The organism is Prochlorococcus marinus str. AS9601, from assembly GCF_000015645.1.
GTDB classification, from domain to species: domain Bacteria; phylum Cyanobacteriota; class Cyanobacteriia; order PCC-6307; family Cyanobiaceae; genus Prochlorococcus_A; species Prochlorococcus_A marinus_O.
Window position 1 is genome coordinate 416,045 of the sequence record NC_008816.1, and the last position, 25,672, is coordinate 441,716.

Here is a 25,672-nt window from a genome sequence, read left to right on the forward strand (position 1 = left end):
AAGTTATCTTTAAAAAATTAATTACATTTTGAGCATAGGATATTTACAAAGAAAGGCAGCTTGGGAAATTTTATTAAAAGTTAGTTCGGGTGATTTTTCTGATCATGCTCTTGAAAAGGTTTTAAAAAATTATCAATTTAATCCTCTTGATATAGCTTTTATTACGGAATTATCTTTTGGATGCATAAGGTATAGAAAATTTCTTGATCTTTGGACGGATCATACATCAAAAATTACTCATAAAAAGCAGCCTCCAAAGTTAAGATGGCTTCTACATATAGGTTTATATCAACTATTGAAAATGGATAAAATTCCATTTCCTGCTGCTATTACTACGACTGTAGAAGTAGCTAAAAAAACAGATTTAAATGGTTTAGCGGGAACTGTAAATGCGATATTGAGAAATGCATCAAGAAAATTAGAACAAAAAATATTTCCGGAATTATCATCTGATAGAAAAGAAAGAATTTCATATCTTGAATCATTCCCATTATGGCTTGTGAAGGATCTTTATAAATGGGTCGGTAATAGTGAGGGTGAAAATATCATTAGGGCATTTAATAAAAAACCATCAATTGATTTGAGAATTAACCAATTAAAAACTAATTTAGATAACTTTTTGAAAGTACTTCATGAAAATAAAATTGATGCTGAAATTATTAATGATTTAAATAATGGAATTACTTTAAAATCTAATCCAAGATCTATAAAAAATTTACCAGGATATAGTGATGGGCTTTGGACAATTCAAGATAGATCTTCTCAATGGATAGCACCTCTCTTAAATCCAAAAGAAGGTGAAAAGATTTTAGATGCTTGTGCAGCTCCAGGAAGTAAGTCTACCCACCTTGCAGAATTAACAAATGATAGTGCTGAAATAATTGCCGTAGATAGATCAGCAAAAAGATTAAAAATACTGCAATCAAATTTAGAAAGGTTAAATTTGAAATCTGTTAATACCCTTAAGGCTGATGCTACGAGGTTGATTGAATTAAATCCTAAGTTTATTTCTTATTTTGATAAGATTTTATTAGATGCTCCATGTTCAGGCATTGGAACTCTTTCCAGGAATCCAGATTCTAGATGGTCTTTAAGTAAAGAAAAAATAAAATCTTTAACTTTATTACAGGGAAAACTTTTGGAGAGTATTTTACCTCTTTTGAAAAAAGATGGCACTTTAGTTTATTCAACTTGTACTATTTGTCCCGATGAAAATAATCTATTAATTGAACGATTTATTGAAAAAAACAAAACTTTAAAATTGGTTAGCCAAAAGCAAATTTTACCTAGCTTGGATTATCCTGGTGATGGATTTTATTCTGCAATAATTTCTTATAAATCTTAAAAATATAATTTATTTTTTAATTTGAATTTTATAAATTTCAGATATGAACTTCTTCCATAAATAAGCTGCATTCCCACTAGATAATTCAGTTTCCTTGTTATCGTCATAACCTATCCAGATCCCTGTTGTAAGGTTATCAATGGAACCAATAAACCAGAGATCTTTATTCCCATCAGATGTTCCTGTTTTCCCATAAATTTTATTTCCTTTTATAGAGGCTGCTTTTGAAGTGCCTTCTTTTACAGATTTTTCAAGAAGTTTATTTATTTTCTTGTTTATTTTTAAATCTAATATTTTCTTGGAAATAGATTTATTTTCCCAAATAGGTTGTTTTTTAAATGATTCTATTTTTTCTATGATTTCAGTGCTTTGAATTTTCCCATTATTGTTTATTGCAGAATATGCATTTGTGATGTTTAAAAGATTATCTCCGTAGGCGCCAATAGCTAATGATGGGAATTCCTCAAACTCTTGCTCGTAACCAAGTCCAAATGAATTCGCTAAATTAATTATATTTTTTAAGCCGATTGTTTTTGTTATTGATATTGGAACGATATTTGATGAACTTTTAAATGATTCAATCAAAGATATTGAACCTCTATAGTCTTCTGAAAAATTTTTTGGGCAATAACTTTCCCAGCATATTGGTAAGTCTTCAAATTTATCGCTTAATTTTGTTCCTTCTATTAATGCAGCAGCATAAGGGATTATTTTAAAAGTAGAACCTAAAGGTCTTACAGATGAAATCACTCTATTGTATTCATTAATTGATGGATTTTTGCTGGTTATCATTGTCCTGATTAGTCCTGTGTTTGATTCGATAGATAACAGACCAAATTCAAGTTCTTTAGGCCCTGCGTATGTTGATATTTTTTGACCTTTTTCTTGCCAATCTTTGTTGATAGAAGATTTAATTCTTAAAAACTTATAATCATTTTTACTTCCAATTTTTTTATCTGTTTCCTGAAGAATAAATTTTATTAGTAATTTATCATCTAAAAAATTATCAGCTTTTTGATAATTTAAATCTATTTTTTCTTTAATAGCCTTATCCTTATTTGCAAGAGAAATATATCCATCAACATACATTGATTCAAGAACTTTATTTCTATTTTTAATAGCTAGTTCTAAATTTTGATAAGGTGAATAAATTGATGGAGCTGGAGCTAATCCTGCAATTAATGCGATCTCTGATAATGTCAATTCTTCTACAAATTTTCCAAAATAAACTTGGGCAGCCTCGTTTACCCCGTATGCTCCTGATCCTAGATAAATATTGTTTAAATATAATTTTAAAATTTGATTTTTGTTATATCTAAATTCAAGTATGAGTGATATCAATATTTCTTTGATTTTTCTTTGAAAACTTAAATCATTATTTAGAAAAAGTAATCTAGAAACTTGTTGTGTAATCGTACTTCCTCCCTCTTTAACATAACCACTTCTAAAATTTTGAATAAGGGCACGTGAAATACTTTTTAAATCTATTCCATTATGTTTATAAAATCTTTTATCCTCGGAAGATATAAAAGAATGTTTAAGAAAAAATGGAATTTTATCATAACTATTATCTATTTCAAATTTGCGGCTTAATTTACTTAGTATCTTATTATCAGAAGATGATATTACGTAAGAATATTTGGTTTCCTGAGACTTTTTATTTTTAGAAACGTCAAATTTTAAGATATTAAATATTAGACTAAAAAAATAAAAAGATATTCCAGAAAAAATTAATATTGGAATTATTAAAACAAAAGATTTGAATTTAATCTTTTGCACCTTAAGCAACTAAAAAACTATGTCCTATCGCTAAAGCTGTAACTAACATCCCAGTTATAAGGAACGGTTGGGCACTTGCTTGATATTTGACATCAAACTTTAGAGGATCTCTCAGTAACCACATATCTTGAAATGTAATTTGTGGAATTACCAATAAAACCAAAATTACAGAGGCTAAATGTTGACCAATAATGACTAATACTACAACCATTGCTAATTGAAAAATATCAATCAGTCCTGCACTTATTCTACTTGCATTTTTAATTCCAAATACTACTGGTAGAGAATTTAAGCCTAGCTTTGAGTCTCCTTCAACACTTTTGAAATCATTAATAACAGCAATTCCAAGTCCTGAGAGGCTATAAGCAAGTGTTAGTATCGCCGTCACGATTGTTAATTTCCCAAACAAGGCTTGTCCTGCCCACCAAGGTAAAGCTATATAAGATGCTCCTAATGCATAATTTCCAAGCCAACCATTCTGTTTTAATTTGAGTGGTGGAGCAGAATATATATAACTAACAAAGGAACCTCCTAATGCTAAAAGTAAGACGGAAGGGAAGCTGTGCTTAGCATATAAATCTAATAGAAAAGCAACTATTAAACCCGCTATAAGTAATACCCAGATTTGTATTTTTACATCTTTAATTGATATTTTCCCAGAAGGAATTGGTCTATTTGGTTCATTAATTGCATCAATTTCTTTATCAAAAAAATCATTTATAGTTTGGGTATAACCAGCCAGAAGCGGTCCACTCATCAACATACATGCTAATGAAGCTAGTACATTACTAAATGTCCATTCAAAATTCCCACTTGCAGCTGCTCCACAAATAACTCCCCATATCAAAGGGATCCACGTTATGGGTTTCATTAACTGTATACGGAGTTTCCATATACTTGATGTTTCAGAGGCACCCTTAATTCCTAATAGTTGTTTTGGATCATTCACTTTATTCTTTAACCTTTCTCAATTTCTTCTGGGAAAAACCAATTTTGCTCACCATTCTGAAATTTTGCGGTGATTCCAATACTTCTGCCGTCTGTCATTTTATAGCCAGTTATTACGGCTTTAGGACTCGAGGATATTTGATCGATTAATTTAGCTGGTAGTCTATCTTTTACTTTGTTAATGTTAATTTTGATTTTACTACCGATTTTGGGTAATAATTTTGTTTCAGCCATAAGAGGTAAAATGGAAGCTATTATGCAAGATTAACAGCATTTGGACAATTTTTACTAAAATGGTAGCTCTTCGTTTAATTCCTTGTTTAGATGTCGCCCATGGCAGAGTGGTTAAAGGTGTAAATTTTGTTAATTTGAGAGACTCAGGCGATCCTGTTGAATTGGCTTGTAGGTATTCTGATGAGGGAGCAGATGAATTAGTATTCTTAGATATTAGAGCTAGTGTAGAAAATAGAAATACATTAGTTGACCTTGTCTCTAGGACCGCAAAATCAGTAAAAATCCCATTTACAGTAGGTGGAGGAATAGATTCTGTTTCTTCAATTAATGATCTTTTAAGAGCTGGAGCGGATAAAGTAAGTTTGAATTCTTCTGCAGTTAGAAATCCAGATTTAATTTCTAAAAGTTCTAGAGAATTTGGCAATCAATGTATTGTGATAGCAATTGATGCTCGAAGAAAAGTTAATAAGTTTGGTGAGTGGGAGGTATATGTAAAAGGAGGGCGAGAAAATACTGGTATAGATGTATTAAGTTGGGCAAAGAAAGTTGAGGAGTTAGGCGCGGGGGAAATATTGCTTACTTCAATGGATGGTGATGGAACACAGAATGGATATGATTTGAATCTGACCGAATCTGTTGCAAATATTGTTGATATCCCAGTAATTGCTTCTGGAGGAGCAGGCTCTCTAGAAGATATCTTTGATGTTTTCAAAGAAGGCAGGGCATCAGCAGCACTTTTAGCATCATTACTTCATGATAAGAAACTTACTTTAAAAGAAATAAAAACTTTCCTCCTCGAAAAAAAACTCTCAATTAGACCATATGAATAAAAATTTTAATTAAATCCCAAAAAAATAAGTTAAAAATTTAAAAATGAAATTTACAAAAACTATCGAAGTCAAAAATATATTTAATAAAATTTCCTATAAATATGACTTTTTAAATAATCTATTAAGTTTTGGGCTGCACAGATTATGGAAAAGGAAATTGGTTAATTTATTGGAACCTTTAAATGGTGAAAATTGGGCTGATTTATGCTGTGGAACTGGCGATTTAGCATTCTTAATTTCTGAGAGGGTTAGTCCAAGTGGTTCAATTACTGGGATTGACAGTGCAGAAGATATTTTAAATATTGCGAAGAAAAAATCAGAGCTTAAAAAAAATAAATTTATTAAGTGGGAAATTAAAGATGTATTAGAAATTAATGATTATTCAAAAAATTTTGATGGGATTTGTATGTCATATGGACTAAGAAACTTGAATAATGTTGAAGAAGGAATAAAAAAAGTTTTTGATCTTTTGAAGGATAAGGGAAGAGCAGGATTTTTGGATTTTAATCACTCAACAAGAAATTCTTTATCCAATATTTTTCAGAAAATTTATTTGAGATTAATCGTAGTAACCATTTCGCGGCTTTTTAATTTAGGTCCAGAATACGCATATATTGAAAAAAGTATTAGTAATTTTCCAAAGAAAAATGAACTTATAAATATTGCTAAGGAAGTTGGATTTAAAAAAGCTGAATATAGGACTATTTTGGGAGGGCAAATGGGAATATTAATTTTAACTAAATAAAGAATTTAGTTTTTTATTTTTCTCCAACAAAAAGAACACTTTCCCCATCTTTTGATTTCGCCGTCAGGAGTAGGTGAATTACAAAGAGGACAAATGCACATATTATTTTGATTGATTCTGCTTGGATGCTTTGCCCAGACTATCTTTGCATTAGTAGCTTTGATGTTTTTATTTTTAATTTCATAATTTTGTATTATTTTTATTTCATTCAAAGTTATTCCAATTTTCTCTATTCTCTCTTTCAATTTATGCTTGTAATAGATTAAAGCTTGGCGCCACTGTGGATGATTTACTGCGATAGTAAGTATTTTTTTTTCAATATTTAATGGTTTACATTCTTGAAATAGTTCTAAGCCGATTAAGTTCTTCCAGTTTTTATTGATTTTAGTGAGTTGATCTAAGTCTCCGCAGGATTTTTTGAAATTATCAAGACAATTTTTTAATGGATGTGGATTCCTTCTATTCACTATTGGCAAATACTTTTTGTCCAATTTGTAAAATTTACTTATTAAGACTAAAGTTAATCTAATCTTTAAAAAGATGCTCGTTGTTTTAATAAAGAATTTGTGAAAGTTATTGGACCTGCAGCTAAAACAGTTTTTTATTTAAAAAAAATTCAGGGTCAATATCCAACCTGGACACTTCATTACAAAATAAAATGTAAAAGTACCGAAAATGAGCTAACAAACTTGCTTGAATATTCTGAAATCAAGAAAAACCACCCAGTAGCGATAATCGCAAGAGAACAATTCTCAGGAGTTGGCCAAAATTCAAAAACTTGGGTTTCTCCAAAAGGCGGGATTTGGTTAAGTGCAGCTTACCCAATATTTTTAAAAGAATTTGAATATCAAATATTTAATTTGTCATTAGGTATTAAGCTATGTGAAATGCTTAGACAAGAGAATATAAATGTTTGTTTGAAATGGCCAAATGATATTTTTTTTGGTTCAAAAAAGTTGATTGGATTTTTACCAAGGGTGATAACAAGAGGCAAAAAAATTATCTATGTAAGATTAGGACTTGGCATGAATGTTTTAAATTACACCCCATCAGAAGGTATTTCATTATCAAAAGTACTTCAAACTAAGAATATTAATCAATATTATTGGACAGCCAAAGTTCTTAAAGCCTTTTATGACTCAATTGAATGTAATAAGAAAAAAGAATATGTGATTAAATCTGCAAATAAGTTTCTTACTAAAAGTTTTTTACCTAGTGGTTATTGTCCTGATTCATGGAAAATTAAAGATATTGATTCGAATGGAAATTTAAGAATTGAAAATGAAACTCAACTGAAGGTAATTAGAAGGTTTTGAATTTAATTAACTTTTAATTCGACTATTCTTCCATCCTTAAATTTGGCTATTTTTTTTGCGCGATTTGCAACTTCATCTTCATGCGTAACCAAAACTATAGTTATTCCAGATTCATGCAGTTTGTCAAAAAGATCTAACACATCTTCAGTGGTTTTTGAATCAAGTGCTCCAGTAGGTTCGTCTGCTAACAAAATTGCTGGGTTATTGATAATAGCCCTCGCAATAGCAACTCGTTGTTGTTGACCTCCGGATAATTGGTTTGGGCGATTATTCATTCTTTCTGAAAGGCCAACTTTTTTTAGGGCATTCTTACCTCGCACTAATCTTTGCTCAGGCTCAATGCCAGCATAAATCATGGGCAAAATTACGTTTTCAAGCGCAGTTGCGTCTGAAAGAAGATGAAATTGTTGAAAAACGAAGCCTAATTTTTGGTTACGTATTTCCGCGAGCTCATCATCAGATAAATTCTCAACAGGAAAACCATTTAATTTATAAATACCTTCAGATGGTCTATCTAGACATCCAATAATATTCATAGCTGTACTTTTGCCTGAGCCACTTGCTCCCATTACCGCTAGATAATCACCTTTATAAATTTCTAAATTTATGCTGTCTAAGGCTTTGACAGTTAGATCCTCTTTACCATATGTTTTAGATATATTTTCTAAACTAGCGACTTTCTTAGACATTTATTGAAGAATTTTTCTAGGAAATATTGTTTGCTATAGCAATAATATCTTGTAAAAAAGGAGTTTCTGAAACTGCTGTATTGGCTAATTTAAAAAGAGGATTAGATAGGATTCCTCCAAGAGCAGTTACCGCTACGCAAGTGTAAAGTGCAATTCTCAAGGGAGGTAATCCTTCAATTCCCCAATTAATTTCAGGATATGATTTGACTATTTCAGAAGCTTCCTGTGGTTCTTTAACTACCATCATTTTTATCACTGAAATGTAGTAATAAATAGATATAACTGAAGTTACTAATCCAACAATAACTAGTAGATATTGATGATTGGCCCAACCTGCAAAGAACAAGTATATTTTTCCAAAAAATCCCAACATTGGAGGTAAACCTCCAAGTGATAGAAGACAAAGGCTTAAGCCTAATGTAATGAGAGGATCTTTTTGGTAAAGTCCTGAGTAATCAAGAATTCTGTCAGAACCAGTTCTTAGTGAGAAAAGTATTACACAAGAAAATGCACCCAAATTCATAAATAAATATGCAGCCAAATATAAAACAGCAGCTGATAAACCATCTTGTGTGCCAGATACTATTCCAATCATTACAAATCCTGCTTGTCCAATAGAACTGTAAGCTAGCATCCTTTTCATTGAGGTTTGAGCTAGAGCTACAACATTTCCTAGAGCCATGCTCAATATTGCCAAAATGGTAAATAAAAGTTTCCATTCTTCGTCAAAAGAAGAGAAAGTTGTGCTTAATATTCTTATCGCAAATGCAAAGCCCGCTGTTTTTGAACCAACAGATAAAAAAGCTACTACAGGAGTAGGTGAACCCTCATATACGTCAGGAGTCCATTGATGAAAGGGAACAGCAGCAATTTTAAATGCAACTGTTGATAAGACAAATACAAGTGCTAGTGAAGTTATGAAGGATGGCTTATTGATAATCTCTAAACCTATTGTCGCTAAGTTTGTTGAACCACTTAATCCATAAAGAAAAGAGGATCCATACAAATAGACAGCAGCAGCAGCTGATCCGACAAGGAGGTATTTTAAGGCCGCTTCTGAACTTCTTGGATCTCTCTTGAGGTAGCCAGAAAGTAAGTAGCTTGCTACAGATAAAGTTTCAAGAGAAATAAATACACTAATAAGGTCAGTAGATCCACATAAAAGCATTGCTCCAAGTGTGGCTGAAAGAACTATCGCAGCAAACTCTCCAATTGGGCTTCCACTTTGTTCTGTATACCGCCAACTTATAAGTAAAGAAATCAAGGTTGATAAAGAAATTATTGCTCTAAATGCGATTGCCAAATTATCTGAATTAAAGGATCCAAGGAATGCGTTTTCTACCGGATTACTCCACTGCAATGCCAAGCTAACAAGAGAGCTTCCGATTGACAAATAGCAAATTATTGGTGCCCACTTCGATGCAGTTTTTTCTCCAGCTAAATCTACAAGAAGTGTTCCAACAATACCTAGTAAAATAAAAGCCTCTGGAATAATGGCTTGAGCATTTAAATTAATTGTAAAGATTTCGTTGGGCACTTTATTAAATTGGATTAAATTAGAAGTTTGATTGTAAGAGTCTAGGAGTTAATCTTAACTTGATTATAATTTGTGGGTATGATTTTTGAAATTTTCAGAAGAAATTACTTGAAAAAGCTTCAAATAATCATAATATGCCCTAACTGAACAAAAACACCAATTTTTAAAATAAACCTTGGATCACACACTTGTTATTGTTGAAAGTCCCACCAAAGCAAAAACTATAAGAAAGTTTTTGCCATCTAATTATGAAGTTCTCGCTTCAATGGGACATGTAAGAGATCTTCCAAAAGGAGCTGCTGAAATACCTGCTTCGGTTAAAAAGGAAAAATGGTCAAGGATAGGAGTTAATACAACAGAAGATTTTGAACCACTTTATATAGTTCCAAAAGATAAGAAAAAGGTTGTTAAAGAGTTAAAAGATGCATTGAAAGGTGCGACCCAGCTATTACTTGCAACTGATGAAGATAGAGAGGGAGAGAGTATTAGCTGGCATCTCCTGCAAATTCTTAAGCCTAAAATACCAACTAAGAGAATGGTTTTTCATGAAATCACAAAAAAGGCAATTAATAAAGCTTTAGATCAAACAAGAGAAATTGATATGGAACTTGTTCAGGCTCAAGAAACAAGAAGAATCCTAGACAGGCTTTTTGGATATGAATTATCTCCTTTACTTTGGAAGAAGGTAGCCCCCCGACTATCTGCTGGTCGTGTTCAATCTGTTTCTGTAAGACTTCTTGTTAGGAGAGAGAGAGAAAGAAGATCCTTTAAAAAAGCTAGTTACTGGGGGATTAAAGCTTCCTTAGTAAAAGATAATATTACTTTCGAAACTAAATTATTCAGTTTAAAAGGTCAAAGAATTTGTAACGGTTCCGATTTCGACGAACAAACCGGTAAATTAAAAGAAGGAAACAAATCTTTAATAATTGGAGAAGAACAAGTAAATGATTTATTGAATACTTTTTCCTCTGAGGATTGGTTAGTCTCAAAAATCGAAAAAAAGCCATCCACTCGTAAGCCAGTTCCTCCATTTACAACAAGCACATTACAACAAGAAGCAAATAGGAAGCTTCGTTTGTCTTCAAGAGAAACTATGAGATGTGCACAAGGGCTATATGAGAGAGGTTTCATAACATATATGAGAACTGATTCAGTTCATCTCTCCGAACAAGCCACAAGAGCTGCTAGAGAATGTGTCAGTTCTATGTATGGGAAAGAATATTTATCTAACTCACCAAGACAATTTAATTCAACTGCAAGAAATGCTCAAGAAGCACACGAAGCTATTAGGCCTGCAGGTGAGGTATTTAAAACACCAAAGGAAACTAATTTAACTGGTAGAGACTTATCACTTTACGATTTAATTTGGAAAAGAACTGTAGCTAGTCAAATGGCGGAAGCTAGGTTAACAATGATTAATGCTGAAATTAGCGTAGGGTATGGATTATTTAAATCGAGCGGGAAAAGTATTGATTTCCCAGGATTCTTCAGAGCTTATGTCGAGGGAAGTGATGATCCAAGTTCATCCCTTGAACAACAAGAAATTATTCTCCCAAACTTAACAACTGGAACATGTCTTGAAGTTACTAGTAAGGAATCTACTTTTCATGAAACTAAGCCTCCTGCAAGATATACAGAGGCTGCATTAGTTAAAGTTCTTGAAAAAGAAGGGATTGGAAGACCCTCTACCTATGCCAGCATTATTGGGACCATAGTTGATAGAGGTTATGCGAATATATCTTCCAATACTTTGGCTCCAACGTTTACAGCTTTTGCTGTTACTGCTCTATTAGAAGAACATTTTCCTGATCTGGTTGATACTACTTTTACTGCAAAAATGGAATCTTCATTGGATGAAATATCTTCAGGCAATCTTGAGTGGCTACCATACCTCGAAACTTTCTATAAAGGTAAAAATGGTTTGGAGATAAAGGTTCAGAAAACAGAGGGTAATATTGATGGTAAAGCTTATAGACAAGTTGATTTCGAAGACCTTCCTTGCGTAGTCAGAATAGGCTCAAACGGACCTTGGTTAGAGGGTACAAAAATTGATGAATCTGGAAATGAAATTCAGGCTAAAGGTAATCTTCCAATGGATATTACTCCTGGTGATTTAGACATTAAACAAGTTGATCAAATCTTAAGTGGCCCATCGGATCTTGGAACTGATCCAAAAACCGGGGAAAAAGTCTTTTTAAGATTTGGTCCTTATGGACCTTACGTTCAATTAGGAAATAATGATCAAGATAAAGCTAAACCAAGGAGAGCCTCATTACCCAAAGAGTTGAAAACTGATGACCTAACTCTAGATGAGGCTCTTGTACTTTTAAGTTTGCCTAGATTGTTAGGAGCTCATCCTGAAGGAGGAGTTGTTGAGGCTGATAGAGGAAGATTTGGCCCGTATATCAAATGGATTAAAAATGAAAATGAATCTGAAAACAGATCCTTAAAGAAAGAGGATGATGTTTTTAGAGTTGATATAAAACGAGCATTAGAAATTCTTGCGATGCCAAAAATGGGTAGAGGTGGTCAAGAGGTACTTAAAGACTTTGGAAAACCAAAAGAATTTAAAGAAAAAATTCAAATATTAAATGGAAGATATGGCGTCTATTTAAAATGTGGCAAAACTAATGTATCGATTGCCAAAGATACTGACATAGAAAAATTTACCATAGATGAAGCAGTATCTCTTTTAGAAGAAAAACTAAAAGATAAAAAAGGTGCAATTTTAAAGAAAACAAAGATTAGTAATAAAAAAACTTCAAGGAAAAAGAAAAGTTAGAAAAAATATGATTTTAAAAAAAAAAGAACTTTTTTTATTAATTTTTTTAATTTTCTTGCAATCATGCTCTGGAGGGAGGATTGGAAATTTTCTTGAAAGTAGTTTTAATGATTTAGAAAAAACAAGCAAAAATGAAGATTTACAAAATAAATTATTAAATAAAAATGATACAAATTTAGAAAAAGAAAACAAAAAATTTGATGATAAAAAAAATAAAAAAATTAAAAAAGTTGAAAAGCCAAAAAATGTTCCAGAAAATAAAAATGATATAAATTTAGAAAAAGAAAACAAAAAATTTGATGATAAAAAAAATAAAAAAATTAAAAAAGTTGAAAAGCCAAAAAATGTTCCAGAAAATAAAAATGATATAAATTTAGAAAAAGAAAACAAAAAATTTGATGATAAAAAAAATAAAAAAATAAAGAATCTTTCAAAAAAAAGAAAAATTGAGCTTCAATCTTACAAAATAATATTCATTTTAAAAGATGTAGATCCAAAAGATCCAACTGAAGAGTTAAGTTCCATATTGAGTAATTCTGAGGTAAATTTTGAAATAGAAAAGATTGAACGTATCTTAGATTCAAAAAATAAAAGTATGAATAAAAATTAATTAAAAATATTCAACAAAAAATGAAAATAACATCAAAAACTGAAGCATTAAATATTGTCGAAACCTCTTATTTAGCATCTCTTTCGTCTTTATTATGGGTTGCATTATATTATCTGCCAATTGGGGGAGCTTTATTAAGGTTGATTTTGCCTCTCCCAATGATCTTGTTGCACTTGAGAAGAGGATCTAAAATTGCATTGGAAGGACTTTTAATACAATTTCTACTTTTATTCATAATTATGGGTCCTGTTAGAGGAACTTTATTTTTATTTCCTTATGGTATCTTGGCTTTTTGGTTAGGTTGGTGTTGGTTTAAAGAAAAGAGTTGGAAACTTAGTTTAACTGGGGGAGTTGTTATTGGAACCCTTGGCTTCTTACTAAGAGTAATAGCATTATCTACGTTGGTAGGAGATAATCTTTGGGTCCTAATTACTCGAGCGAGTTATGGTCTAATAGAAAAGTTCATTGGATTATTTAATTTACCTTTATATCCCTCAATTTTGAGTATACAATTTGGTGCAATTTTATTAATAATTTTTCAAGAAATAGTTTATGTCTTAACGGTACATGTAGTTGCCTATTGTCTTTTTCCTAGATTTAAATTAACCATCCCAGATCCTCCAAGATTATTAAATAGCTTAGTTGATTTTAATAATTAAAAAAAAGTAAGAATGTACAGTAAAGAATTAGGGATAAATTTTTTTGGTAATGAATCCAATAAAAAAAGACAACTTAATAAGATAGAAATACTGAAAAAGAATATTAAAAATTTAAAAATATTTCTTATAATTGCTGGCACTAATACATCTCAAATTCCAGGAATTTCCGCAGCAGGTATTAATGCAAAATCAAGGAGAAAAACTGCGCTCGCAGATGCCGAATTTTTGCTTGAGGGTGCTTCAAAAGATCATAAATATAAATTGCCTCTTCTCAATGCAGGAGTAACTCCGGCCCTAATCAGTCATGTTTGTTCAAAGCTTATAAATATTTATCCAGTTATTGTCCCTTTGGGAATAGGAGCAAAGCCTTATTTTAATCATTTGGATGTAGAAGATAGAAATTTGGGCCCATCAAATTGTCTTACTACTGGTAAATCGATGACTAAAGAGAGAGTTTTAAATCTCTATGAAAAAGGTCTTGCCATAGGAAAATCCTTACAACAACCAGTTTTAATTTCTGAATCTGTTCCGGGGGGCACCACAACTGCTCAGGCAGTAATGGAAGCTTTTGGTTTACAGGTATCTAATTTAGTAGGGAGTAGTTTATTTAAAGCTCCAAGAGAATTAAGAAGAAAAGTAGTTAAAAGAGGACTTTTCAATGCAAATTTCAAGGCTAATTTTGACTCTTTTGATGTTGTCGCGGCTGTAGGTGATCCTTTCCAAGCTTTCTCAATGGGTCTATTAATTGGTGCCAGGTTAGCAAAACAACCTGTAATATTGTCTGGAGGAAGTCAGATGTTAGCGATCATTTTGCTTGTCTTAGAATTTTTAGATGAAAAACACAAAGATGAATTTATTGAAGATGTTTTTATTGCGACAACTGGGTGGCTTGTGAAAGATAATTCTCTAAATGATTTAGTAAATCTAATTAATGAAAAATATGATGTCAAATTATTAGGTTTAGCCAGTCCTTTAAATTTCAAATCTTCAAAATACAAAGAATTGAGGGATTATGAATTAGGTCATGTAAAAGAAGGTGTAGGTGCTGGTGGAATATCATTGCTTGCTTTCTTAGATGGATTTAAAAATGAAGAAATAGTTTCATTGTGTCAACTAAATCTGGAAATGATGAAGGACCTAGGTCAAATTTCTTTAGAGAAGGATTGCTGAATGTTTTCAAAATTTGCAACCAGAAGAGAATTTTTAAATTGTGGTAAGCTTTCGCTTTTATTTTTCTTAAACTCTTGCAGTAATCTACCTAATAAAGTAAAAATTGCATTACAAAATTCTTTTTATCCAGAATCTTTTAAAGATACGATTCCAAAAGATTGGAAGCAGGAAAAAATTAATTTTGAAAATAATCGGCTACAAGAAAATAGAAACACAATTGTCAATTCGGACTTTACTTTAATAAATGATGGATGGATTTCTAATATAGATTTTTCAGAATTTGAAAAAATAAATGAATATGCATTGTTCGAAAATTTGGATAAGAGATCGATGGATTTTTTGGGAAGTTTTAATCAAAATCAGAGGGGTAAACTATTTCCTATTGGCGTAGTACCCTATGCAATTATCATAAAAAATGATAAAGAATTAATAAATTCAGCAAGAACTTCTTGGGATTTTCTTCTTTCTAAAAAATTAACTGGAAAAATTATTTTTCCACAAAGCCCCAGAATAATATTGTCAATTGCTCAAAAAATTAATTCATCTAATACTTTAAAAAAACTCAAAAGCCAAGCAATGTTATTTGATGATAAAAATATGCTCAATTGGTTGATTAATTCTGATGCTATTGTCGCAATAGTTCCTTATAGTCTTTGTTCAAAATATTTAAAAATGGATCCAAGGCTTTCTTTAGTTTTCCCAAGCCAAGGCGTACCTTTGATGTGGCATTTTATACTAAGTCGATTAAATGTTAATAATGCAATATTAATTAAATGGATTAAATCTTTAGAAAATAAATCAATAGTAGATAAATTAGTAAGCCAAGGCTGGTATCTTCCATTCAATAGTGAGTATTTACAAAGTAAATATAAATCTGAAATGTTCCCCATCTCAGGACCTTCTGAGAAATGTTGGGAAAATAGTTGGTCTTTCCCTCTTTTAACAAATGAACAAAAAATTAATCTTAAAAATATCTGGAATGAGTCCTTATCCCCATAATCTTTTTGTAGGATTTTCAGTTAATAAGTTATGGGCTTCCGTTAATAAATTTGGTATGTCTAATTTACTAGGACATTTAGGAACACATTCATTACATTCTTGACAAAATGAGGAATTTTTTTCTTCCCACCAGTGGCCAGCTTTTCCTATTAAATTGTATCTTTCTTTTGAAAATTCTATTTGGCCATAACCAATAGATATATTTCTTAAACGAAGTATTTCTGGAATAGGCACTTCATTTGGACATGGAAGACAAGATCTACATTGTTCACATTTGGTTGAGTTTAATCTTTCATTAGAAACTTCCTCAATTTTATTAAGGGCGCTTTTTTCAAGTTTTGTAAGCTTATCGAATGAATTTCTAAGTTTATATGCAAATTCAAAATCTTTTTTGTTTGCCGCCCCCAAGGATAAAGTTGTAACGCCTTTTGCGAGCAGAAATCGATACGCTAATTCTAATGGATGAAAAGGCTTAGAGGCCTCTATTAAAATATCACTTGGAGAATACAATTTACCACCTTTATCAGCAGGTGATATTGCTAAAACTCCCATACCTTTTTTTATAGCTTCCTCCGCTAAAGAAATCTTAGATTGATCTAAATAATGTAAGTGAAGACTACAAAAATTAAAAACTTCACAGTTAATTGCATCTTTAATTAGTGAATAACTTCCGTGAGAACTAAAACCAACTTGATCAACTAGTTCCTTTTCAAGTATCCAAGATATGAATTTCTTACCCTCTCCAACAAGAGCCCAATCTAGATGTTGTTTTAAGTTGAGTCCGTGAATTGCAAGATTATTAATTTTCTCGCGATTTAAATTTTTAAGAGACTTTTTAAAATTATTTTTTAAAAAGTCAAAATCACCCTTTGGTAAAACTTTGGAAGTAATTACCCAATTTTTTTCTTTTATATTCTCTTCTATTGCTAATTTTTTTATTGAATTTCCAATAAGTGATTCAGCATCACCATAAGAGGGTGCTGTTTCTATGTGATTAATTCCTACATAATATGCATTTTTTATTATGCTATACATTTTTTCAAGACTTTCAGTTCCTCGCATTGTCCCTAAAGTGAATAGGCTCACTTTCGCCCCTTTCCCAAATGATCTTTTTTGTGAATTAATAATCATCTAAATATGATTAATTTCTTTTTTATTTACTCTTTAATTTATTTATAGTTGAAAATCATTTAAAGTAAATTAAAGTAAATACAAAATTTTGCAAAAATATTTTTCTTAAATCTATGTTTACAGGAATAATTCAGTCAGTAGGAAAACTAAGACAAGAAAAAAATATTGTAGAAATTGAAATTATAGATAATTTATTTGATATTGCAATCGGTGACAGCATAGCTGTTGATGGAATTTGTTTGACAGTTAAAGAGATTTTTCAAAATAAATTTACTGTTGATGTTAGTGAGGAGACATTAAAAAAAACAACTTTAGGAGTAAAGTTGAACCTGAATCAGATTGTTAATTTGGAGCCCGCTCTTAGGGTGTCTGACCGTCTAGGAGGGCATATAGTTAGCGGACATGTTGATGGCCTTGGAACAGTTGAAAATATAGAAAAATTAGAGAAATCTTGGCTCTTATCAATAAAGTGGAAAAATAAAAATTTTTCAAAATATGTAGTTAATAAAGGAAGTATTTGTGTAAATGGTATTAGTCTTACGATTGCAAAATATGAGCAGGAAGGAGAAATATTTACTATTGCGATAATTCCTCATACTTGGCATAACACAAATCTGAATAAATTAAATATCGGTGACAGTGTTAACCTTGAGGCAGATGCACTAATTAAATATGTAGAGAAATTACTTTTATTTAATAAAAATAGTAATCAAGATTTATCTTCAAAAAATATTTCTTCCGAGTGGCTTAAAGAAAACGGTTGGTAAAATATATCTTTTAATTTAGTGGAATCAGATAAATTGTTTTTGATTCTTTTTTAAGATCGATTTTAAATTCCTGACCAGGTTGTAGACCTAATTTTTTGGTGTAGGCATGACCAATTAATAGGTTCCCATTGCCATGAACTTTAGTTTTGAATTCTGTCTGTCTACCTCTTGAAGCTCTAGTACCATTTTTCCCCTGACGACCATTTCCTATTTTGTAACCCTTAGCTTCAATAAGCGCCCTATAAAAACTTTTTCTTAAGATTCTTCCACTAGGACCTATATACCCACAACCTCTTGCTATCTCATCTTCAGATTTTTTACTTAATAATTTTGCTTTTTCAAGAAGTTCTTTTCCTTCTAGCATTATCTGAAAAATTTCTAATTATATATTCTTACTAAAAAGGAGAATTGTGGCAATATAAATTAATAAAAAATATATTTAATTTTTTAAATTTAGTTTTTATAAAAGATACAAGATAATAAATAAAATAACCCATATTCCATCTACAAAATGCCAGTACAATTCAACAGCTTCTAAGGGGAACATATTTTGACTAGTTAATCTTCCGCCATTGATTCTCGATTGCCAAGCAATAATTAAAATCATTAAAGTTCCTAAAGTGACATGTAATCCATGAAAACCAGTAAGAGCATAAAAAGTACTTGCAAATAAATTATCGGTTAATCCAAAAGGTAAATGAAAATATTCAAATAATTGACATATTAAAAATATAATGCCAAGAGAAGCAGTAATAAATAACCATTTTTGGGAATCAGAGTTTTTATCTTTTAAAAGTGCTTTGCCTGCTTTATGGAAAGTTGCACTACTAACAAGTAACAAAATCGTATTTAGTGTAGGTATTGGTAGTTCTAATTCATAAATAGCACCATCAGGTAATGGATTTACTGCTTTATAAGTTAGATAAGCAGCAAAGAATCCAGCAAAAGTCATTCCGTCCGCAATTAGGAAAGTTACAAGACCAAACATTCTGAAGTCTTCATGTGTTTCATTAACTTCAGAATTATTTTTTTGAATTTCTTTTGAGCTATCTAGAGTTGTCATTTATTTTTGTTCATAAATTTCTTTACCATAACCATAAGGTTCTTCAACTAATGGAGCTTCTCCTTCCCAATTTTCCACTGGAGGTGGAGAAGATGTTAACCATTCAGGTGTAAGAGCGTTCCAAGGGTTATCTCCAGCATCTTTCCCATTCCTCACGCTAATGATTACATTTATTAAAAAAGGAATTGTACTTATAGCCATCAAAAGAGCCCCAAGGCTACTAATTTGATTTACAAACTGGAATTGAGGATCATATTCTGCAACTCTTCTTGGCATTCCATTTAAACCAAGCCAATGTTGAGGAGCAAAGCACAAGTTAAATCCAATAAAGGTAATGATAAAATGTAAAATTCCTAATTTTTCATTGAGCATTTTTCCAGTTACTTTGGGGAACCAATGATAAATTGAAGAGAAAATAATAAAAACAGTCCCTCCATAAACTATGTAATGAAAATGGGCTACAACGAAATAGGTATCATGTACGTGAATATCGAAAGGTACCTGTGCCAAAGCAACTCCTGTAATACCTCCAAAAACAAAATTTATAATAAATCCGCAAGAGAATAGTATTGCACTATTGATGGAAATTTTACCTCCCCATAATGTTGCAACCCAGTTGAAAAATTTTATACCTGTTGGAACAGCAATAAATGCTGTTGCGATAGTAAAGAATAATCTCATCCAAGGGGGCGTTCCACTGGTAAACATGTGATGCGCCCAAACAACTAAACCTAAAACTACTATCCCCATTATTGAAAAAACCATTGTTGTATATCCAAAAAGTGGTTTTCTAGCATGTACAGGAAGTATTTCACTAACTAATCCAAAGGCAGGAAGGACCATTATGTACACAGCTGGATGAGAATAAAACCAAAATAAATGCTGATAAACTACGACATTGCCACCTAAAACAGGATTGAAAAAACCTGTATTAGCAATGATATCGAAGCTAAGTAGAATTAAAGTGCCTGCTAAAACAGGAGTTGACAAAACAACTAATAGACTTGTTCCAAGCATTGCCCAACAATACATTGGCAATTGCATAAGTTTTAATCCTGGTCTTCTTAATTTGATAATGGTCGCTATAAAGTTTATTCCACCAAATATAGAGCTGCCTCCAAGTAATAGAACGCTAAGAATCCAAATAATTTGTCCCGATTGAGGCGTAGTTATGCTCAAAGGAGGATAAGCCGTCCATCCAGCCTGAGCAGCACCCTCAACAAAATAGCTTGCTACCAGCATCAAACCTGAAGGAGGAATTAACCAAAAAGCTACTGCATTTAATCTTGGGAATGCCATATCTCTCGCACCTACATAAAATGGAATCAAATAATTTCCAAAAGCCCCGTTGACTACAGGAACTATCCACAGGAATATCATTATTGTTCCGTGTAAAGTTAAAACTTGGTTATAAACATCTCTTGGCATGAAATCAGACATTGGACTAGCTAGTTCAATTCTTATAGCGCTCGCTAAGGTTCCTCCTATTAAGTAGAAGAGAAAACCACAAACCAAGTATTGTATCCCAATTACTTTATGATCAAGGCTAAAACTAAAGTATCTAAGCCAGCCTTTAGGTTGAAGGCTTTCATTATTAGTTTTTTGTGGATCAATTGATATTGTCATAAATTTACCTCTGGTTTTTTATTTTTGTTAAACCATTCGTTGTAATCAGATTCTTCTTCAACAATTATTGAGGCTCTCATCCCTCCATGATATGGGCCACATAATTCTGCGCAAATTATCGGATATTTTCCTACTTTTGTAGGAGTGAAATTTAGAATAGTAGGCTGACCAGGAATAATATCCTGTTTAATTCTGAACTCTGGCACCCAAAAAGCATGAATGACGTCTTTGGATTCCATTTTCATTGATACTTTTTGATCAACAGGAACGTGTAGTTCTCCTGATATGAAATTGCCCTTGGGATAATTGAATAGAAATGCAAATTGCATAGCTGAAACTTCAATTGATAAATTATTTATTGCTATTTCATTATCAGAAGTTTGACTTATTCCAGCCCATATTTTTTCAGAATTAGAACTCATCATATCGTGGTTATGATTTAGTTCTTTCATCCCTCCCATTCGATCGTAGATGTTGTAGCTATATAGACCTATTAACAAAACAATTATTGAAGGAATTATTGTCCATACAATTTCTAAGCTTAAATTCCCCTCTAAAGCTATACCATCTCCTATCTGATTATTTCTTTTTCTGAACTTAAATAAGCTATAAATAACAGCTATAGTCATACCTATAAAAATAATTAATCCAATAATGAAAAGAATTTTAAAAAGTTCATCGTAAATTGGTGCATTAATACTTGCTTCAGCTGGAAGCAAATTTACATTAAAACCAATCCAAAAAGATATAGCAAAAACGAATGAAATAATTAGTATTAAATAAATGTTTTTATTTAACAATTGATCTCTAAAAAGTTGGATTTATATTCTCAAGATATTCAATTTTTTTAATCCTGCACTCTTTGTTAAAAGAAAAACATTTAAATTCACAACTTCTTAAGATTTATGAAATAAAAGGCGTATTATTAATAACTTTTTAGAGTTAATTGTCAGGGAAAAAAGATTAAATTAGTAAATTATTTTTTAAATTAAACATATTAATTTTTAATTAATGTTTGGTTTTTGAATCTAATTTATTATGCAAAATAATAGGTTTTATCCATTTGATTAATAACCAATTATATAAATCAAAATATCTGACAATTTTTAAAAGGTTGGGAAGTCATAGTGTATTTGCACTTATCGCACTAATCGTAATTGGAGGCGCTACGAGAGTTATGGAGGCAGGACTTGCCTGTCCAGATTGGCCATTATGTTATGGATCTTTTTTGCCTTTTAAACATATGAACCTAAGAGTATTTCTAGAGTGGTTTCATCGTCTAGATGCTTTTCTGGTTGGAATATTAATTTTTTTTAAATTTGCTCTTTCAATTATTTGGAAAAATGAAATTCCAAATTGGTTACCTAAAACTTATTCATTATTACTTTTTCTCGTTATTGTCCAAGGATCCTTTGGTGCTTTAACAGTAATAAACCTGCTTGATTCATATACTGTTACTGGCCATCTTTTAATAGCTTTTCTACTTCTCATTACAACAATTTCAATAAATCAAAATTTAGAAAATGACGACATTGAAGAGCCATTAATTTGGTGGAGATTATTATTTTTTGTTCCTCTTTTACTTACTCTGATTCAATCTTTTATAGGCGTAAGGCTTTCATCAACCTGGTCAGCACATATTTGCTTATCTTTTAATAAACAATGTTTAATTCTAGATACTCATAAATTATTTGCTTTTCCAATTGCTTTCTCAATTTTATTGATTATTGCTATTGCAATTTATAAGAGAAGTTTGCTTAATAAAAATTGGAAATATCTCACAACACTTATTTTTCTCTTATTTTCCCAAATTACTTTGGGTGTTTTAAGTCTTAAAACAAATTTGAATGAACCTATTTTTATTATCGGTCACCAACTTAATGCCTCATTATTTATTGCGATATTAACAACATTAATTTTTAGAAATCCTTTTACCAAAAAAGGTCTAAACCACTCCCTTAATCCCCAAACGGTCGGTATCAACTCATGAACAGTAGTAACTTAGAAAACTTGAACTATAAATCTTCAATTAGGGATGAAGTTGTACCTTCAAGAAAAAAATTAACTTTGCCGCCTTGGCTTGAAGTAGCAAAACCTAGATTAATACCACTTTTACTGGCCACAACTTTAGGAGGAATGGCTTTAACAGAAGAATGGCCTTTGTCTTCCCCGAAACTTATCTGCACTCTAGGAGGAGGCGCTTTGGCAGCAGCAGCAGCAGGAGCTCTTAATTGCTTGTGGGAAATGGAATTAGATAAAAGGATGACAAGAACAAGCAAAAGGGCCTTGCCAGCTGGAAAGTTGTCATCTGAGACTGTATTTTTAGCCGCCGTTTCATGTACTTTGGCAGCTTCGATGCTTTTAGTAAGTGGTGTAAATTATTTGGCTGCGGGTTTAACTCTTCTTGGTTTATTTAGCTACGTAATTTTATATACAGTTATTTTGAAACCTCGTACAACAAAAAACATTGTTTTCGGAGGAGTTGCTGGTGCGATACCACCCTTAGTTGGAGCGTCTGCTGCCACAGGGCATGTAGGTCTTAGTGGTTGGTGGTTGTTTGGTTTAGTAATGTTATGGACCCCAGCTCATTTTTGGGCACTTGCAATTTTGTTGAAGGATGATTACGCATCTGTTGGTATTCCTATGCTCCCTTCTGTTAAAGGATCTGTTTTTACTGCTAAAGCGATTTCCCGTTACGGATGGGCAACAGTTTTAATGAGTATTATGGGAGTCTTTGCTCTACCTGAAGGGGGTCTTTTATACGGAATTATGTTATTGCCATTTAATGGAAGACTTTTGCAATTAATAAATGAATTAAAGAAATCTCCTGATGATCTTTCTAGAGCAAAGTCTCTTTTTAGGTGGTCTATTCTCTACATGTTTGGCATTTGTCTTTTGTTATTAATTTCCAGAACCCAACTATCCGTAGAATTTGAGCAGCAATCTATGCAAATATTTTTATCTATTGTATCCCTGCTTAGTAATTAAATTAGATGTAAAATGTATTTTAAGTAAATAGTAAGTTTGATGAATTATATAAAAGTTAAAGGGCTCTCAAAATCTTATTCAGATATCAATGCATTAAAAAATTTATCAATAGAAATTGAAGCTGGCACGTTATTCGGAATACTAGGTCCAAATGGTGCTGGCAAATCAACGCTAATAAAAATACTCGCTACTTTAATAGAGCCTGATAGTGGAGAAGTTTTTATAAATAATATTAATCTGATAAGAAATTCAAGGAAAATTAGAGAATTAATTGGTTATGTTGCCCAAGACATTGCACTTGATAAAATATTAACCGGACGAGAGCTTTTGGATTTTCAATCAGATTTATATCACATCAACAAAAATAAAAAATTTGAAAGGATAAATAAATTAATAGATCAATTAGAAATGAATGATTGGATTGATCGTAAGTGCGGAACTTATTCAGGGGGAATGAAAAGAAGAATAGATCTGGCAGCTGGACTTTTACATTTGCCCCAAGTATTAATTTTGGATGAACCTACAGTTGGTTTAGATATTGAAAGTAGAAATATTATATGGCAACTTTTGAAAGATTTGAGAAATAATGGAATGACTATTATTTTAAGTAGTCATTATCTTGATGAAATAGATAAATTGGCAGACAGATTAGTGATAATTGATGATGGAAGAGTAATAGCAAAAGGGACTCCTGCAGAGCTCAAAAATAAATTAGGAGGAGATAGAGTAACTTTGAAAGTAAGAGAATTTAGTAATCAGGAAGAAGCAAAAAATATATGTCAAATTTTATCTTCAATAGATGGAATTAGTCAGATTATCATAAACGAAGCTCAAGGTTTCTCGGTAAATTTTATAGCAGAAAAGGGAAAAGATTTACTTACGAAGCTAAAAGTGGAATTGGCCTTTTCAAAGTTTGAAATTTTTTCTCTTACCCAAAGTCAGCCAAGCTTGGATGATGTGTATCTGCAGGCAACCGGGAAAACATTGTTGGATGCAGAAATTTCTATGGCAGGGAAAAGAGACCTTAAAAAAGAATCAAAGCAATCAATGCGATAAAAAACTTTTGGTTAAATAACTATAATGAAAATTAATTACTGCTAATTATGGAATTAAAAGAATATAATTTATTTTTTTTATATCAAGAAACATTTGCTTTAACAAAAAGATTATTTATCCAATTAAAAAGAAGACCTTCAACTCTTTTAGCTGGAATATTACAACCCATAATTTGGCTTTTTTTATTTGGGGCATTATTCTCTAAAGCTCCTGAGGGTTTTTTACCAGGAGTTGATTCTTATGGGAATTTTTTAGGAGCGGGACTTATTGTTTTTACTGCTTTTAGCGGAGCCCTAAACTCTGGCCTTCCTTTAATGTTTGATAGAGAGTTTGGATTTCTTAATAGATTACTCGTAGCTCCTTTGACCAGTAGATTATCCATAGTTTTATCTTCTTTTTTTTACATAACAATCCTGAGCTTTGTTCAGAGTATTGTAATAATGGTTGTTTCATACATTTTGGGTTATGGATGGCCCAACTTATATGGTCTAGGAATTGTTTTTACAACACTTATTCTATTAGTTCTTTTTGTGACATCAATAAGTTTATGTTTAGCATTTGTTTTGCCTGGACATATTGAATTAATCGCACTTATATTTGTGATAAACTTACCTCTTCTTTTCGCGAGCACTGCTTTAGCTCCAATCTCATTCATGCCAAATTGGCTTGGGTGGTTAGCATCACTAAATCCATTAACTTTTGCGATTGAACCTATTAGGACTGCTTACACAGAAACTATGAATTTAGAATTAGTGGCTTTACATGCCCCATATGGTGATTTAACTTGTAAGAGTTGTATATCAATTTTATTTTCTTTAACAGTTTTTTCCTTGATTATCATAAGGCCTCTGTTAAACAGAAAGTTAAATTAATAAATTTATGCTTTTAAAAAATCATCTAATAGAAGTTTTTAAAAAAGCCTCTTTAGAAAATAATATTTTGCTTAAAGAAAATATTGTTTTTAAGTGGGTCCACAGATTCGGAATTGATTCTTTAAATGATTTATTAATCCATAGTTCACTACAAAAAGAAACTCAACGTGAAGAAGAAAATCAAGAACAGATCTCTTTAATTGATGAAGTGCATGAAGAAAATCAAGAACAGATCTCTTTAATTGATGAAGTTCATGAAGAAAATCAAGAACAGATCTCTTTAATTGATGAAGTGCATGAAGAAAATCAAGAACAAATTAAGCTTGAATTATCAAAAACTTTTGAAAGTATTGAAGAAACAAAGTGGGAGTCAAATGGCCTGGGAACTTCTAGCATCAATGAAATATCTTGCAAAAATCAAAATTCTAATAAAATAAAACAATTTACTGAAACCCCAGAATTACCCCTACCTTATATTAAAAATTTAAGAAAGTGGATTAACAACGATAAAAAAGCTAGTTAGCTA

Annotated in this window: 26 protein-coding genes; 15 read left to right on the top strand and 11 right to left on the bottom strand. The window is 31.4% G+C overall.

The window, feature by feature from the left end:
* Window positions 1-28 precede the first annotated feature (28 nt).
* Complete coding sequence (locus tag A9601_RS11425) at window positions 29-1,345, top strand: 16S rRNA (cytosine(967)-C(5))-methyltransferase (protein WP_011817937.1); 1,317 nt, start codon at window positions 29-31, stop codon at window positions 1,343-1,345.
* 9 nt (window positions 1,346-1,354) lie between these two features.
* Here A9601_RS11425 and A9601_RS11430 read toward each other — a convergent pair whose 3' ends face one another.
* Genes A9601_RS11430 through petP form a run of 3 tightly spaced genes read right to left on the bottom strand, consistent with a single transcriptional unit; the run spans window position 1,355 to window position 4,306 of the window.
* A complete protein-coding gene (locus A9601_RS11430) occupies window positions 1,355-3,124 on the bottom strand; it encodes a transglycosylase domain-containing protein (RefSeq protein ID WP_011817938.1) in 1,770 nt (589 codons plus the stop codon).
* Window position 3,125: 1 nt separating this feature from the next.
* Complete coding sequence (chlG, locus tag A9601_RS11435) at window positions 3,126-4,073, bottom strand: chlorophyll synthase ChlG (RefSeq protein WP_011817939.1); 948 nt, start codon at window positions 4,071-4,073, stop codon at window positions 3,126-3,128.
* 8 nt (window positions 4,074-4,081) lie between these two features.
* Window positions 4,082-4,306, bottom strand: a complete 225-nt coding sequence (gene petP, locus A9601_RS11440) for a cytochrome b6f subunit PetP (RefSeq protein WP_011817940.1) — start codon at window positions 4,304-4,306, stop codon at window positions 4,082-4,084.
* A gap of 59 nt (window positions 4,307-4,365) precedes the next feature.
* Here petP and hisF point away from each other — a divergent pair, with 59 nt between their 5' ends.
* Together hisF and ubiE are read left to right on the top strand one after the other, a co-directional pair.
* Entirely contained in the window at window positions 4,366-5,136 is a 771-nt protein-coding gene (hisF, locus tag A9601_RS11445) for an imidazole glycerol phosphate synthase subunit HisF (RefSeq protein WP_011817941.1), read from the top strand.
* A gap of 43 nt (window positions 5,137-5,179) precedes the next feature.
* Complete coding sequence (gene ubiE / locus A9601_RS11450; RefSeq protein ID WP_011817942.1) at window positions 5,180-5,881, top strand: bifunctional demethylmenaquinone methyltransferase/2-methoxy-6-polyprenyl-1,4-benzoquinol methylase UbiE; 702 nt, start codon at window positions 5,180-5,182, stop codon at window positions 5,879-5,881.
* A 5-nt stretch (window positions 5,882-5,886) separates the two neighbouring features.
* On the opposite strand, the gene A9601_RS11455 is transcribed toward ubiE, so the two are convergent.
* A complete protein-coding gene (locus A9601_RS11455; RefSeq protein WP_011817943.1) occupies window positions 5,887-6,372 on the bottom strand; it encodes a DUF721 domain-containing protein in 486 nt (161 codons plus the stop codon).
* Window positions 6,373-6,447: 75 nt separating this feature from the next.
* On the opposite strand from A9601_RS11455, the gene A9601_RS11460 reads away from it, so the two are divergent.
* Window positions 6,448-7,197: a biotin--[acetyl-CoA-carboxylase] ligase gene (locus tag A9601_RS11460; RefSeq protein WP_011817944.1), complete on the top strand. Its 750-nt coding sequence runs from the start codon at window positions 6,448-6,450 to the stop codon at window positions 7,195-7,197.
* Window positions 7,198-7,199: 2 nt separating this feature from the next.
* Here the strand turns inward: A9601_RS11460 and A9601_RS11465 are convergent, their stop codons facing one another.
* Window positions 7,200-7,886 (bottom strand): ABC transporter ATP-binding protein, encoded by a 687-nt coding sequence (locus A9601_RS11465; protein WP_011817945.1) that lies wholly within the window; start codon window positions 7,884-7,886, stop codon window positions 7,200-7,202.
* Between the two features lie 16 nt (window positions 7,887-7,902).
* Entirely contained in the window at window positions 7,903-9,423 is a 1,521-nt protein-coding gene (locus A9601_RS11470) for an NAD(P)H-quinone oxidoreductase subunit N (RefSeq protein WP_011817946.1), read from the bottom strand.
* Window positions 9,424-9,598: 175 nt separating this feature from the next.
* On the opposite strand from A9601_RS11470, the gene topA reads away from it, so the two are divergent.
* Genes topA through A9601_RS11495 form a run of 5 tightly spaced genes read left to right on the top strand, consistent with a single transcriptional unit; the run spans window position 9,599 to window position 15,643 of the window.
* Entirely contained in the window at window positions 9,599-12,205 is a 2,607-nt protein-coding gene (topA, locus tag A9601_RS11475) for a type I DNA topoisomerase (RefSeq protein WP_011817947.1), read from the top strand.
* 7 nt (window positions 12,206-12,212) lie between these two features.
* A complete protein-coding gene (locus tag A9601_RS11480) occupies window positions 12,213-12,815 on the top strand; it encodes a hypothetical protein (protein WP_011817948.1) in 603 nt (200 codons plus the stop codon).
* Between the two features lie 20 nt (window positions 12,816-12,835).
* Window positions 12,836-13,474 (top strand): DUF2232 domain-containing protein, encoded by a 639-nt coding sequence (locus tag A9601_RS11485; protein WP_011817949.1) that lies wholly within the window; start codon window positions 12,836-12,838, stop codon window positions 13,472-13,474.
* A 12-nt stretch (window positions 13,475-13,486) separates the two neighbouring features.
* A complete protein-coding gene (gene cobT / locus A9601_RS11490; protein ID WP_011817950.1) occupies window positions 13,487-14,644 on the top strand; it encodes a nicotinate mononucleotide-dependent phosphoribosyltransferase CobT in 1,158 nt (385 codons plus the stop codon).
* Window positions 14,645-15,643: a hypothetical protein gene (locus A9601_RS11495; protein WP_011817951.1), complete on the top strand. Its 999-nt coding sequence runs from the start codon at window positions 14,645-14,647 to the stop codon at window positions 15,641-15,643. It abuts the gene before it with no gap.
* Here the strand turns inward: A9601_RS11495 and A9601_RS11500 are convergent.
* Window positions 15,632-16,774 carry an aldo/keto reductase gene (locus A9601_RS11500; RefSeq protein ID WP_041484517.1) on the bottom strand — a complete coding sequence of 381 codons (1,143 nt, stop codon included), beginning with the start codon at window positions 16,772-16,774 and terminating at the stop codon, window positions 15,632-15,634. The genes A9601_RS11495 and A9601_RS11500 overlap by 12 nt on opposite strands.
* Window positions 16,775-16,887: 113 nt before the next feature.
* Between A9601_RS11500 and A9601_RS11505 the strand changes: the two genes are divergently transcribed.
* A complete protein-coding gene (locus tag A9601_RS11505) occupies window positions 16,888-17,541 on the top strand; it encodes a riboflavin synthase (protein WP_011817953.1) in 654 nt (217 codons plus the stop codon).
* Between the two features lie 10 nt (window positions 17,542-17,551).
* Here A9601_RS11505 and A9601_RS11510 read toward each other — a convergent pair whose 3' ends face one another.
* The 4 genes from A9601_RS11510 to coxB all read right to left on the bottom strand — a co-directional run bounded on the left by A9601_RS11510 (window position 17,552) and on the right by coxB (window position 21,030).
* Window positions 17,552-17,905: an AbrB family transcriptional regulator gene (locus A9601_RS11510; RefSeq protein WP_011817954.1), complete on the bottom strand. Its 354-nt coding sequence runs from the start codon at window positions 17,903-17,905 to the stop codon at window positions 17,552-17,554.
* A gap of 96 nt (window positions 17,906-18,001) precedes the next feature.
* On the bottom strand, window positions 18,002-18,604 hold the full coding sequence (locus A9601_RS11515; protein WP_011817955.1) for a cytochrome c oxidase subunit 3: 603 nt from the start codon (window positions 18,602-18,604) through the stop codon (window positions 18,002-18,004).
* A complete protein-coding gene (gene ctaD / locus A9601_RS11520; RefSeq protein ID WP_011817956.1) occupies window positions 18,605-20,230 on the bottom strand; it encodes a cytochrome c oxidase subunit I in 1,626 nt (541 codons plus the stop codon).
* The gene (gene coxB, locus A9601_RS11525; RefSeq protein WP_011817957.1) at window positions 20,227-21,030 is read right to left on the bottom strand and encodes a cytochrome c oxidase subunit II; all 804 of its coding nucleotides are present in this window, start codon (window positions 21,028-21,030) and stop codon (window positions 20,227-20,229) included. Before coxB ends, ctaD begins: the two co-directional genes overlap by 4 nt.
* Before the next feature lie 263 nt (window positions 21,031-21,293).
* Here coxB and A9601_RS11530 point away from each other — a divergent pair, with 263 nt between their 5' ends.
* The 5 genes from A9601_RS11530 to A9601_RS11550 are packed head-to-tail and all read left to right on the top strand — an operon-like array spanning window position 21,294 to window position 25,669.
* Window positions 21,294-22,220 (top strand): COX15/CtaA family protein, encoded by a 927-nt coding sequence (locus tag A9601_RS11530; RefSeq protein WP_011817958.1) that lies wholly within the window; start codon window positions 21,294-21,296, stop codon window positions 22,218-22,220.
* Complete coding sequence (locus A9601_RS11535; protein ID WP_011817959.1) at window positions 22,217-23,218, top strand: heme o synthase; 1,002 nt, start codon at window positions 22,217-22,219, stop codon at window positions 23,216-23,218. The genes A9601_RS11530 and A9601_RS11535 overlap by 4 nt, the downstream gene beginning before the upstream one ends.
* 39 nt (window positions 23,219-23,257) lie before the next feature.
* Complete coding sequence (locus A9601_RS11540) at window positions 23,258-24,274, top strand: ABC transporter ATP-binding protein (protein ID WP_011817960.1); 1,017 nt, start codon at window positions 23,258-23,260, stop codon at window positions 24,272-24,274.
* 47 nt (window positions 24,275-24,321) lie between these two features.
* Window positions 24,322-25,146 (top strand): ABC transporter permease, encoded by an 825-nt coding sequence (locus tag A9601_RS11545; protein ID WP_011817961.1) that lies wholly within the window; start codon window positions 24,322-24,324, stop codon window positions 25,144-25,146.
* Window positions 25,147-25,153: 7 nt separating this feature from the next.
* Entirely contained in the window at window positions 25,154-25,669 is a 516-nt protein-coding gene (locus A9601_RS11550) for a hypothetical protein (RefSeq protein WP_011817962.1), read from the top strand.
* Window positions 25,670-25,672: the final 3 nt, after the last annotated feature.